General features: G+C 59.4%; 7 protein-coding genes. 5 read left to right on the forward strand and 2 right to left on the reverse strand.

What is annotated here, in order from left to right; genetic code table 11:
* The first annotated feature begins 25 nt into the window (after positions 1 to 25).
* From JNL86_12410 to JNL86_12420, 3 genes are all read left to right on the forward strand, one after another.
* Positions 26 to 2059, forward strand: a complete 2034-nt coding sequence (locus JNL86_12410) for a HAMP domain-containing protein (protein ID MBL8043711.1) — start codon at positions 26 to 28, stop codon at positions 2057 to 2059.
* Positions 2035 to 3453, forward strand: a complete 1419-nt coding sequence (locus JNL86_12415; GenBank protein ID MBL8043712.1) for a sigma-54-dependent Fis family transcriptional regulator — start codon at positions 2035 to 2037, stop codon at positions 3451 to 3453. The genes JNL86_12410 and JNL86_12415 overlap by 25 nt, the downstream gene beginning before the upstream one ends.
* 626 nt (positions 3454 to 4079) lie before the next feature.
* Entirely contained in the window at positions 4080 to 8960 is a 4881-nt protein-coding gene (locus JNL86_12420) for a multicopper oxidase domain-containing protein (protein MBL8043713.1), read from the forward strand.
* 197 nt (positions 8961 to 9157) lie between these two features.
* Here JNL86_12420 and JNL86_12425 read toward each other — a convergent pair whose 3' ends face one another.
* Positions 9158 to 9919 carry a DsbA family protein gene (locus JNL86_12425; protein ID MBL8043714.1) on the reverse strand — a complete coding sequence of 254 codons (762 nt, stop codon included), beginning with the start codon at positions 9917 to 9919 and terminating at the stop codon, positions 9158 to 9160.
* Positions 9920 to 10004: 85 nt separating this feature from the next.
* Positions 10005 to 10298, reverse strand: coding sequence for a hypothetical protein (locus tag JNL86_12430; GenBank protein MBL8043715.1), 294 nt, complete (start codon positions 10296 to 10298; stop codon positions 10005 to 10007).
* Between the two features lie 351 nt (positions 10299 to 10649).
* Here JNL86_12430 and JNL86_12435 point away from each other — a divergent pair, with 351 nt between their 5' ends.
* Both JNL86_12435 and JNL86_12440 read left to right on the forward strand, forming a co-directional pair.
* Positions 10650 to 11870, forward strand: coding sequence for an acetate/propionate family kinase (locus JNL86_12435; GenBank protein ID MBL8043716.1), 1221 nt, complete (start codon positions 10650 to 10652; stop codon positions 11868 to 11870).
* Between the two features lie 64 nt (positions 11871 to 11934).
* The coding region (locus JNL86_12440; protein MBL8043717.1) for a phosphoketolase at positions 11935 to 12428 on the forward strand (494 nt) is incomplete at its 3' end.

Below are 12428 nucleotides of genomic sequence, written 5' to 3' on the forward strand. Positions count from 1 at the left end.
TAGAATGAGCGCTCTGAGGTGGGGAATGACGATTCGTACCATCAAGGGCCGCATTGTACTCGCCATTGTGCTGGTGGGCTGTATTCCGCTCCTGATCGGACTCATTCTCGCCTACATGTCCGGTATGCGTTCGCTTCGCGACGTGATCGGCGGAAATTTTCAAGCGATTGCCGAACAGGCCGCCGATCGCCTGACCATGCTCGTGCAGAGCGAAGTGCAGGGGGTGCGGTTGCTTGCATCCGCGCCTTTGCGGGTGCGTCAGCCGGTCGAAGCTGCCAATCTGTCTTATGCGGGCGAGTGGTCCGACACGCAGCGGCTGATTCAAGAACGCGCGAAGGAATGGGAGAGAGGACACGACAACGCGGCCGGCCTGTTGAATTCAGAATTGTCGCGCTTTCTTCTAGAGACGAAAGTCCGCGACGGCGACAAGATGGTCGGGCTGCTGATCACCGACCGGTATGGAGCATTGGTCGCAGCCAGTTCGGAACCGGATCACTACTTCCTCAGCCATGAACCCTGGTGGGAAGCCTTACAGGCCGGAGGCCTCGATCGCGTCTACGTCAGCGGGTTAATCCCCGGGCAGGAAGGATCCTTTCGCTCGCCGGAAGAGACCATCGATATTGCGGTTCCCATCCTTGACGACCATCAGCACACGGTCATCGGTGCCATTAAGGCGTCCTATCGGTTTGATTCTCTCTTCGCGATGATCAAAGAGATTCGGATCGGGCAGACCGGGCACGCCATGTTGTTCGACGCAGCCGGGCAGCCTCTGGTCTGTCCCATTTTGCCGCGTCGCGCCCATCGAATCCCCGGCCAGTTGATGACCATGATCGTGTCGTCAAACCCCGGTTGGGGCATCGCCGAAGACGACGGCCATGGAGCGACGGATACGGTGGTAGGATATGCGCCGGTCACGGGGCTGAGCCTGCCGGACAACTCCTGGCACGTCTTCGTGCGGCAACAACCGGAGGAAACTTACGCACCCATTCGCGACCAGTTACGAAACCTCGCGTTGATCGGAGTGGTGATGTTGGGCCTGCTCTGGGCGATGGGCCGCTACGTGGCGACCAGAATCGCCCAACCGATTCAAGTGCTCAAGACGGGTGTGGAAGCGATCAGCCGAGGCACCTACGACGGCCCGCTCGATGTGAAAACCGGCGATGAATTTGAAGACCTCGCGGCGGCTGTCCATCGCATGGCCGATCGGTTGCAGGCCTCGCGCATCGAGCTGGAGTCACTGAATGCCGAACTCACGCATCGGGTCGAGGAGAAGACCGCGGAGATTACGCGGCAGATGCGGAAACTGGAACTCTCGGAGCGGTTGGCGACATTGGGTAAGGTGGCGAGCGGGATCGCGCATGAAATTAACAATCCACTCGGCATCATTCTCAATCGTATCGAATGCATGGAGGCCGACGCCGCGCAGTCGAACGTGCCGGATGAGGTTGCCCGCGATCTGGTGACCATTCGCTCTCAAGCCGAACGAATCTCCAGAGTGACGCGCAGCATCCTCACGTTCTCTCGCGGGACGGTGTCCATGCTGAAGCCGCTCGACCTCAACTGCGTGGCCCGGACCTGCGTGGCCATGGCAGGCGAACGGATGACGGGGCTTTCTGTCCGGATCGGCATGGATCTGGCACCTGTCTTGTCGCCTGTGATGGGTGATCGTGATCGATTGGAAACCGTGCTGCTGAACGTGATCAATAACGCCATTGATGCGGTGACCGCTTGTGGCGATCGGGGAGTGGTCACGGTTCGGACGACTCCTGTGCAGATCGATGGTGATGAGTGGGTGCAGATCAGCATATCGGACAACGGGCCCGGTGTGCCGACGGCGATTGCGGATCGAATTTTTGATCCATTTTTTACGACGAAGCCGGCAGGCCAGGGAACGGGGTTGGGCTTATTCTTGAGTTATGGCATTGTCTCAGACCATCGCGGCCGGATTGAGGTGCGGAACGACAACGTGGGCGCCGTGTTTGAGATCTATCTGCCTGCGGTGGGCCTGGGTGAACGCGTGCATGAAGGAGCACCATGGGGATTGCAGGAAAAATTCTGATCGTTGATGACGAGCAGGATGCGTTGGACAATTGCCGGCGGATTTTGAGTCGTGTGCCTTATGATTGTCTGACCGAATGTGATCCGGCCCGCGCATTGGATATCATTCAGCGCGAGCGGCCGGGATTGATTCTGACCGATTTGCGCATGCCGCAGCTGGACGGGATTGAAGTGTTGGCTGCGGCCAAACGAATGGATCCCTCGGTCCAAGTGGTGCTGTTGACGGCGCATGCCACCGTGCAGACCGCGGTGACGTCGATGCGGTATGGCGCCTTCGACTACATTACCAAACCGTTCACCAGCATCGACCTGGTGCAAGTCGCCCGGCGAGCATTCGGCGAAGATGGCGCGACGGCTGCGAAGCAAACCGGGGGAGCTGAGGTCCGGCCTCCTGTTGATCAGGAGCGTCCGGGGAAGCGGGCCGGTTTGTCCCGAGTGATCGGGGAAAGCCCCGCCATGGAGTCGGTCTTCAGCCTGATCGAAAAGGTGGCTCCCACGCATTCCAACGTGTTGGTCTATGGAGAAAGCGGCACGGGAAAAGAACTCGTTGCGCGCGCGATTCACGATGCCAGCCTGCGGGCGGACCGTCCCTTCATTCCGGTGGATTGCGTGTCGTTGCCTGATACGCTTCTGGAATCGGAACTGTTCGGTCATGAGAAGGGTGCCTTTACCGGTGCGCATGTCTCAAAGCCGGGGTTGTTCGAGGTGGCGGCAGGCGGGACCGTGTTTCTGGACGAGGTCAGCGGAATGAGCCAGACCTTGCAGTCGCGGTTACTGCGGGTCTTGCAGGAGCGGCAAATGCGGCGCGTCGGTGGCATCCGGTTCTTGGATATCGATGTGCGGGTGATTGCGGCATCGAACCAGGATCTTGAAGCCGCCTGCCGGCGGGGAGAGTTTCGCGAGGACCTCTATTACCGGCTGAATGTCATTCCCATTGTTCTTCCACCGTTACGAAATCGTGAGGGAGACATTCTGCTCCTGGCGCGGGAATTTCTGCGGCGGTTCGTCAAGCAGCAACGGCTGGGGTTGGCGTGTGTGCCGGAATTGGATGCGTCGGCGACGGATCTGTTGTGCGGGTACTCCTGGCCGGGAAATGTACGTGAGTTGCAAAACGTCATTGAGCGGGCCGCAGTTCTGGCCGATGGGCCGGTCATTACGAGCGTCCACTTGCCCGATCGGTTGCGGCAATGCGGAGGGGAGGAGTCTGCGTCAGGAGAAGCCGGCTCCTTCAAACATGCCAAGCAGGTGGCGGTCACGACATTCGAGCGAAGTTTTTTGATCGACCTCCTGAAGAGAAACGATGGGCACATGGGGAAAGCCGCCCGTGAAGCCGGAGTGGACCGAAAGACGGTTGAGCGGATGGTCAAGAAACATGGCTTGCGCGAACTGTTCTAGCCGAAAGCGTAAAACGTAAAAAGTTCAATGTGAAAGGTAAGACCAGACGCGAGGTGTGTGCTTTCAGATCGTTCACGTCCTATTCTTTGTCTTTCGTTTCACATGGTGCCTTTCACGTTTTGCGCCTTACGTTCACCGTTTCCGTCACGCGTTCACCGTTTCTATTCACGGTTCGGCTGATGGCTCTCCGTTCATTGTTTGAATGGGGCATTGATGTCCCATGGGGACAAATGTTCCGGACACTCACTGTTCGCCTGTAAATCCTAATCAATCTTGATGTTGGCTAGTCTTTGATGGGGCGCGGTCGCCCCATTGTTGTTTCTCCTCTCCCTGCTGCAGTCGAAAATTCCCCGCAAAGTCTAAGTTTCCGGTCTCGGTCAATCTGGAACGAGAGTTGCTCCCGTATCCGGCGTCTTTTTGTGCGCAGTTCTTTCTATGCGCATTGATGGGTGCGCCATCATGTGATGCCGCGAATCAAGGGTGTGGAAACCGAAGGACCGGCCTCCTGGTGTTTCCACTCCATGAGGTGCAGGCCTTCACGGGCCTGCACCGCACGCGGCGCGGCTCGGTGGCAGAGAGTGGGAGTGCGGAGGGTTGTTGTATGGTTTCAAGAGGAGGTAGGTCTAATGAGATCGGTACGTAGCGGGCCCAGGAAACTGAATAAGCACAGGTCCCAAGCGGCCTGGAAGCTCCTGTTGGGAGTCATGCTTCCATCGGTCTGTGTTGGGGCGTTCAGTGTGGCGTCGGCGGCGCCTGAGCTGCATGGGGCTGCACACAATCAGCCGGCATGGGCTGAGCAGTTGAAGGGACAGACCATTATCGAGGATGCGCAGGAAGGTCATGTCGAGCGCACCGCGATGATGGAGCGTCAACACCAGCGCATTATGGAGAAGATCAACGAGCAGTTGATCCATGATGCCGAGGTGCAGCGCACAGGCGGCCAGTACAACAACGTCAACATGTTGCACCAGTACGGCGCCGGGAATCAGGATTTGTTGTTGATGTCGAACAGCGGCGCTGAGCCGGTCTCGTCAATGGGCGGGAAGTGTCCGGCCAGCGCGCCGGTTCGCAGCTATGACGTGTCGGCGATCAATGTGGAAATCACCTTGAACATGTGGCTCGATTTCTATCCGGGCTACATGTACACGCTGACGGAAAATATCGACAAGGTCCGTGCAGAGGAGACGAAGAACAAAGAGGCGCGGGATAAGGACGGCTACGATCCGGGCGGCGTCATCAACGGGTTGCAGAATCAGTTCATTCAGCCGCTGGTCCTGCGCGGCAATCAGGGGGATTGCGTGAAGATGACCCTCCGCAACCAGTTGGAGGGTGATGAGGAAGTCAGCTTGAACATTCATGGTTCCAGCATGGTCATGTCGGCTACGGGACAGCCGGCCACGACCACCAATCCCGACAGCATCGCCGCCAAGGGCAAAGCGGTGGAGATGGAATGGTATATCCCGCCGACGCAGCAGGAGGGCAGCCGCCAGTTCCATTCCTACAGCAATGATCGCGAGTTGACCGTGATGGGCCTCTTCGGGTCCTTCGTGATCGAGCCGAAGGGGTCTGAGTACCTCGAACCGCTCGGAACCGGCGATCCTCAGCCGACCAAGAGCGGCTGGCAGGCGATCATCAAGAACGGCAGCGGACCGGACTTCCGGGAGTTCGTGCTGTTTTATCATGAAGTCGGCGACGAAGCATTTCGTCCCTTGAACAAGAAAGGCGACTTCATTCCGCAGCGCGATCCGCTCACCGACGTCTATCGTCCGGTGGCCCGCGCCTTGAACTATCGGAGCGAGCCGTTCGGCGTCGACAATATGCAGACGCAGCACGAATACTTCGGCTTCGAGGACGAGTCGATGGCCTACAGCGCGTATACGTTCGGCGATCCGGCCACGACCATTCCGCGCAGCTACCTCGGAGACCCGGCCAAGTTCCGGCTGGTGCACGGTGGCTCCGAAGTATTTCACTCGCACCATCCGCATGGCGGAGCGATTCGTTGGCCGCGGAGCCCGCGGGCCATCGACGAAATGCCCTTGTGGCATGCGGCGAAGAACGGTCCCGTGAAATATCCCGTGATCCGGACGAAGTCCGATCGCGTCGACGTGGAAGTCATCGGACCGTCCGAGACCATGGATCTGGAAACGGAGTGCGGATCCGGTCTCTGCCAGCAGTTGGCCGGAGACTTTCTCTTCCATTGCCACGTGGCGCATCACTATATCGCGGGCATGTGGGGCTACTGGCGCGTGTACAACACCATTCAACAGGGCGCGAATCACAATGACGTGATGCCGGACCTCCTGGAGTTGCCGGACCGCAAGGGCCGCATCAAGGCGGGGGTCACGTCAGACGAACTGATCGGCAAGACCGTCGATTGGTTCGGTAAGCAATTCAAGATCGTGGAGAAGGGCAAGACCGATTGGAAGGCCGACCCGGCCGTCGTGACTCTCAAGGACTGGGTCGAAATGCAGTTCCCACCGCAGGGTCTGCCGGGCCACAAGAAGGATGAGCGCGACCAGACCAAGTCCTATGACGCGACCGTGCTGAATTGGAACTGGCAGGGGAACCGCGCCATGACCGAGCCTGAGAACACGGTGCCGAATCCGCGGTATCAATCGACCCATCCGGGCGAGCGGCTGCCGATCGTGTTCGAGCCGTTGACCGGTAAAGTCTCCTGGCCGCACTTGAAGCCGCACTTCGGTCGGCGCGTGCCGTTCTCGAAGAGCCACAATCCTTCTCCATGGTTGGAGATGATCCACCTTGAGGAAGACGGCCAGCCGAGTTCCTATCCGGCCAAGCCGGGTGAGAATGGACGCTGGAGCCTGTGCCCGGAGAATGCCGGGTCGAAGAAATACAACGTGCACTTTATCCATACGCCGATGATGCTCGCCGACAAACAAGGCGACACCCCGGCCATCATGGATGAAGGCGGGTTGATTTATGTGTTGCATGAAGAGGAAGCGGCCATTCGCAAGAACAACGACCTGCGCTTCCCGCTGGTCGTACGGTCGAACATCTACGATTGCGTGGATTGGATGTTGACCAGCGAATGGGACGACGATGACTTCGGGAATTTCCATGCCTCGAAGGTCAATACCCATTGGCACTTTCTGCAGTTCGACAACCAGTCGTCGGACGGCGTGATCACCGGCTTCTCGAACGAACAGTCGGTGCGCCCGTTCACCATGTTGGAGAAGAAAACGGACAAGGGCTTGCCCTTGCCGTTGAACACCATCTTCACGAAGACGGGAAAGAAGGGCGATCGCGTGATCACCCTCAAGAACGCCGCGCAGTATCATCCCGGCATTGAAATCCTGATCGGCGCGGATAACGTCGGCGGGAATGAAGTCGGACGGATCCAGTCGATCAAGGGCAACGAGATCACACTCGTCCGGCCGTTGAAACACGATCATCCGGTGAAGGATATCGTGACGGTGGAATTTGTTCGGCAGCGGTTCTGGGTGGATTCCGATGTGGGCACCGTGTTCTGGCACGACCATGCGTTGGGCCGGATTACCTGGGGCCACGGCGGATTCGGCACGATGATTGTCGAACCGGTCGGATCGACCTATCACAACCCGAAGACCGGCGCGCCGATCCGGAGCGGTCCGTTGGCGGACATCCGCACCGCGGAGCCTGTAGGCTACGGGGTCAACGGCAGCTTCCGTGAGTTGCTGGTGCAATTGAATGACAGCGTGCCGCACACGATCAATATCGTGACGGCGGGCAATCCTCCGGGCCAGCCGGTGGAAGTGGCCCTGGAAGCGGGAAAGACGATCTCCTTTCCGATTCCTGACCATATCAAGATGACGCCGATGCCGTTCCTGAACGGCGGGACCCATACAACGGGCGGCAGTCTCAACTTCAGAGCGGAGCCGATCAGCGGACGCCTGAAGGCGAATCCGGATCCCTCGAAGCTCTTCAGCAGCGCCGTACACGGCGATCCGTACACCCCGATGGTACGAGCCTACCTGGGTGACACGGTCGTGTTCCGGTTGCTGCAGACCATGACCAATGAAAGCATGGTCTGGACGCTGTCCGGGCATACCTATCTGACAGAGCGGTATGCCGGCGATGCGAACCGGAAGAACTCTATCCATGTCGGTATCGCTGAACGATACGACCTCGTCGTTCCGCAAGCCGGTGGACCGCGACTGCAGGCGGGCGACTACATCCATTTCAATGGTCGTTCGTCCAAGTTCTCGGAAGGCGCCTGGGGTATCTTGCGCGTCCTCGATAAGGACGTGACGGATCTGCAGAAGTTGCCTGCCGGGTACAGCGGCCGGAACGAAATTCCGAAGGCTCCGGCGGTGTGTCCTGCCGATGCGCCGGTGAAGAGTTTCAATGTGTCGGCGATCGATTTCCCGTCGATGAAGTTGAACCCGAAGGCCCCGGATGCCATCGAGGTCGATTTCGAGCGGACCATCCAGATGGTCAATCCTGATGCCAAGATTTACGTCTTGGATGAGGATGTCGCGACGGTGGCGTCCGGCCTCCAGCCGATGCCGTTGACGTTGCGCGCGAACGTCGGGGACTGTTTGAAGGTGAAGCTGAGCAACAAGATGAAGCAGGGCCGTGCGTCGTTCTCGGCGCTGGGTCTGGCGTTTGATCCGAAAGATTCCCTGGGTGCAAACGTCGGCAACAATCCGGGCGAGCAAACCGTCGCGCCGGGTGAGAGCCGCGTCTATACGTACTATGCCGATCCATTCATCGGGGAGACTGCGTCCCTGGTGTGGGACTGGGGGAATGTCATGACCAATCCCCGCAACGGACTGTACGGCGGTATCGTGATCGGGCCCAAGGGGGCGACCTATCGCGATCCGAAGACCGGTGCGGATATCTCCACCAAGAACAGCTGGGTGGCCGATGTCATCGTGAATCGGACGATTCAGGGGTACGAACATCGCCAGAACTACCGCGATGTGGCCTTGTTCTTCCAAGATGAAGACAACATCATTGGAACCAGCTTTATGCCCTACGTACAAAACACGGCGGGATTGACGGCTGTGAACTACCGTTCGGAACCGTATAAGTTCCGCGAAGCCAGCGGATGCTCCCTGGGCAAGGTGTTCCAGCCTTGCTCGGTGGACAAGCCGGACAGCATTGCCACGCCGCTCATCGAAGCGCATGCGGGAGATCCCGTGCGCATCCATGTATTCGGGGCGAGCAATGAACAGAACGGCATGTTCAGCGTGGAGAAACATGAATGGCCGATCGAGCCGTTCATGCGCGGCGCCGACCAAATCAGCGTCGTGGAGTTCTCAGCGTCGGAATCGCTGGATGCCTTTATCCCTGCCGCAGGCGGAAGCTTCCGTCTGCCGGGTGATTATGTCTGGAGCAATCAGCGATTGCCCTATGCCCAATCGGGGCAATGGGGTCTGTTGAAGGTGTTGCCCACCGATGACCAACGAATCCTCCCGTTGAGTCAGCAGGCACCTTCGATCAAGCGGGCGGGGTCAGAGGCGGGAGATCCCATTGTCTCCCGTATGTCGAACCCCATCCAATAGGGTGAGGGAGGCGGCCTCTCTTCACGGGGGGCCGCCGTATGGATGCAGTGCCGGTCCTAATCACCAGACTGCGGGAGAGCCCACGGGGGCTCTCCCGCAGTTGTGTTTTTGCACAAATGGAATGTCGGAGTCCTGTGCCCACGGGCTGAGAGCATTGCGGCAGCCATGCTGTCGGGCCGTGCGTGAACGGTGGTCCGTTATCTCCCGCGTACCTGGGCCACCAGGCTCTGCAGCATCTTCAAATCCATGGCCCCTGGTACCAACTCGGTGCCGACGATAAACGCTGGGGTGCCGGTGATGCCGAGGGTCTTTGCGAGGCTGCGGTTGCGATCGATCACCGTTTGCCACTCCGGCCTGTTGATATCCGCCTCGAGCCGACTCACATCCAGGCCTACCGTCTGGGCAATCCGAAACAGGTGTTCTTTCGTGAGATCATCCTTCATTGCCAGCAGTGCCTCATGAAAAGCCTGGTGTTTCCCCTGTCGATGTGAGGCCAACGCGGCTTTGGCGGCCAGTTCGGACGTCTCGCCGAGAATCGGAAAGTCTTTATACACGACACGGATGCCGGTATCCCGTTGTTGTAGCTCGGTCAGCGCGGACGCCGCTCGTTTGCAATACCCGCAGCGATAATCGAAAAACTCCACGACGGTGATGTCACCAGTCCGGTTTCCGCTGATCGGGGAGTCCGGATCGTTGAGTAACTCCTGCTGGTGGGTGGCGATGGCGGCTTTCTGCCGTTGTTGCTCCTCGGCCGCCCGTGTGTTTTCCAATGCCTGCAAGGATTGTTCGATGACTTCAGGATGGGTACGGATGTAGCGTTCGATGATCTGTTCCAGGGCGAGTCCTGTGCCAGGGTCTCCCGTCGGTTCAGCAGGCCAGGCGTTTAAGGGAACAGAAGCCCACCATGAAGCGAAGGAAAACATCGTCAGAACGACCATGCGATTGGTGCCCGGTGTCATGCGGCCTCCCGTTGAGTCAGTGTGGAGCACGTCGTGGAACACGGTGCTGCAGGCGGGCATTATACAAGAATCGCGGGCGGCGAGGTCAGTTGGCGGGGTCTGTCGGCAGCTTGGCGATCTTGATCAACGTATGCTCGTCATTGAGTTCAAATGTGACATGGTCGCCAACGCTGAGGCCATGCAGCAGGCGAACGTCGCGAACGGGGAGGGCGCGTGATTCTCCCGTGGGAAGGAGAATGGTAAGCGTCAGGGCCTCCTGGTCGATGGATACAATCGTGCCGCCCAGCAGGGCAGACTCGGCGGGTGGGGCCGCAGCCACAAAGCACGCCGTGGTGCAGGGAAGGACGAGCAGGATGAACCGCAGTACCAGCAAAATCATCCGATACCATAACGCATACCCGATTCGCGCGGAACTAGCATTTCCCCTAAAGCGGCTCCGCGCAGTAGACCTAGCAGGATGCGGAAAAAGTCCACCAGCGGCGTTCTCGCCTCGTTCAGCGGCTCAACGTACGACACGAGTACGATTCGCCGCTTCACTCGCTGCGGCCTTGCTGGATGGCCTTGTTGCGCATCCTGCCGACTATCCTGATACCAACATGCCACGTGAGCTGATCGCGGCGTAGCGTGCAAAAAATGAGGTTTTCCGCAGCCTGCTAGAGCGGCGGTTGAGGGATTTTCCGGTTGCGCTGATCGTACGGGCGATTTATGGTGAGAGCAGAGAAAGGACGTCATGCCCCAAGCCGATCGTGAAGTCCCAGCCGTGCTGGTCGCGAACGCCGGATCGTCGAGCGTCAAATGGGCGTTGTTTCATGTGGGAGGTTCGCCCGTCCGGGCGGCAGCGGGGCGGATCGAGCGCATCGGGCTTCCGGACGGCATCGTGACGTTCACCGATGGCGAGACCGGGCAGGACCAACGGCGTGTCGCGCAGATCCCGAACCATGCGGCAGCCGTGCAGGTCCTCATTGATCAACTCGGGCAGAGCGGCCGGGGATTGTCACTACAAGCCATCGGCCATCGAGTCGTCCATGGAGGCAGCCGCTATACGAATCCGGAGGTGATCTCGAAGGCAGTGAGAGAAGAGTTGCATCGGCTCAGTCCCTACGATCCCGAGCATCTTCCGGCGGAACTCACCCTGATCGACGCCCTGGACATTCAATACCCGGCCATCCCGCAAGTCGCCTGTTTTGATACCGGATTCCATCAACATCTGCCGCCGGTCGCTCGTCTCATGGCGATTCCCCGCCGGTACGAAAAACAGGGCATCAGGCGATATGGATTTCATGGCCTGTCCTACGCCTACTTGTTAGAAGAGCTGGAACGGGTGGCCGGCCGTGAGGCCGCGCGCGGCAAGGTGATCCTGGCCCATTTGGGAAACGGGGCCAGTCTCGCCGCAGTGCGAGAGGGCGTGAGCATTGATACGACGATGGGTTTCACCCCGGCCTCCGGGCTGCCCATGAGCACGAGATCCGGCGACCTGGACCCTGGTCTGGTGTCCTACCTCGCTCAAACCGAGGGCATGACGGCGGATCAGTTTCATCATATGGTCCATGCGCAGTCGGGCCTGCTGGGATTATCCGAGCTCAGTTCCGACTTACGGGACTTGCTCGCGCAGGAAGGCCGCGATACGCGCGCCGCAGAGGCGGTAGCGGTATTTTGTTATCAGGGGAAAAAGTGGATCGGCGCCTACGCGGCGGCCCTCGGTGGCGTCGATCAGCTGGTCTTCAGCGGCGGCATCGGCGAACATTCATCCGTCGTGCGGGCGCGGATGTGTGACGGCCTGGCATTTCTCGGCATTGAGTTGGATCAGGCGCGCAACGAGGCCCATGACGCGGTCATCTCCCGGCCGGGCAGCCGGGTGACGGTGCGCGTGATCCAGACGGATGAAGAGCGCCACATCGCGCAATCGGTCTGTCGGCTATTGGCCCTGCCCGTCAACCGTGGAACGAAATGAACCCGTCGCGTCATCGTTTCGGCAGGAGGCGGCAAGGGACGCGTACATCTGAAAGAGGGACTTCATGAAAGAGACGACCCGTGCGAATCAGCCGCTGAGCCCCGAGATGCTTCAACGGATCCACGCCTACTGGCGAGCGGCCAATTATCTTTCCGTCGGGCAGATCTATTTGTATGCCAACCCGCTGCTCAAGCAGCCACTGAGGCGGGAACATATCAAGCCGCGCCTGCTTGGCCATTGGGGAACGACGCCGGGGTTGAATTTTATCTACGCCCATCTCAACCGCATCATCAAGGCGCAGGATCTCCCGGTGCTCTACGTCGCCGGACCTGGTCACGGCGGTCCCGGGCTGGTCGCGAATGTGTACCTCGAAGGGACCTACAGCGAAGTCTATCCAAACATCTCCCAGGATGAGGCGGGGCTGCAGCGTCTGTTCAAGCAGTTTTCTTTTCCCGGCGGCATTCCGAGCCATGTGGCGCCGGAAACCCCCGGCTCCATCCACGAGGGGGGGGAGTTGGGCTATTCTCTGGCCCATGCCTATGGGGCGGCCTTCGACCA

The organism is Nitrospira sp. (assembly GCA_016788885.1).
Lineage (GTDB): Bacteria > Nitrospirota > Nitrospiria > Nitrospirales > Nitrospiraceae > Nitrospira_A.

Excerpts from the sequence above, each read along its gene's own strand:
- JNL86_12410 (MBL8043711.1), top strand. The coding sequence starts at position 26 with ATGACGATTCGTACCATCAAGGGCCGCATTGTACTCGCCATTGTGCTG.
- JNL86_12415 (MBL8043712.1), top strand. The coding sequence starts at position 2,035 with ATGGGGATTGCAGGAAAAATTCTGATCGTTGATGACGAGCAGGATGCG.
- JNL86_12420 (MBL8043713.1), top strand. The coding sequence starts at position 4,080 with ATGAGATCGGTACGTAGCGGGCCCAGGAAACTGAATAAGCACAGGTCC.
- JNL86_12425 (MBL8043714.1), bottom strand. The coding sequence starts at position 9,919 with ATGACACCGGGCACCAATCGCATGGTCGTTCTGACGATGTTTTCCTTC.
- JNL86_12430 (MBL8043715.1), bottom strand. The coding sequence starts at position 10,298 with ATGATTTTGCTGGTACTGCGGTTCATCCTGCTCGTCCTTCCCTGCACC.
- JNL86_12435 (MBL8043716.1), top strand. The coding sequence starts at position 10,650 with ATGCCCCAAGCCGATCGTGAAGTCCCAGCCGTGCTGGTCGCGAACGCC.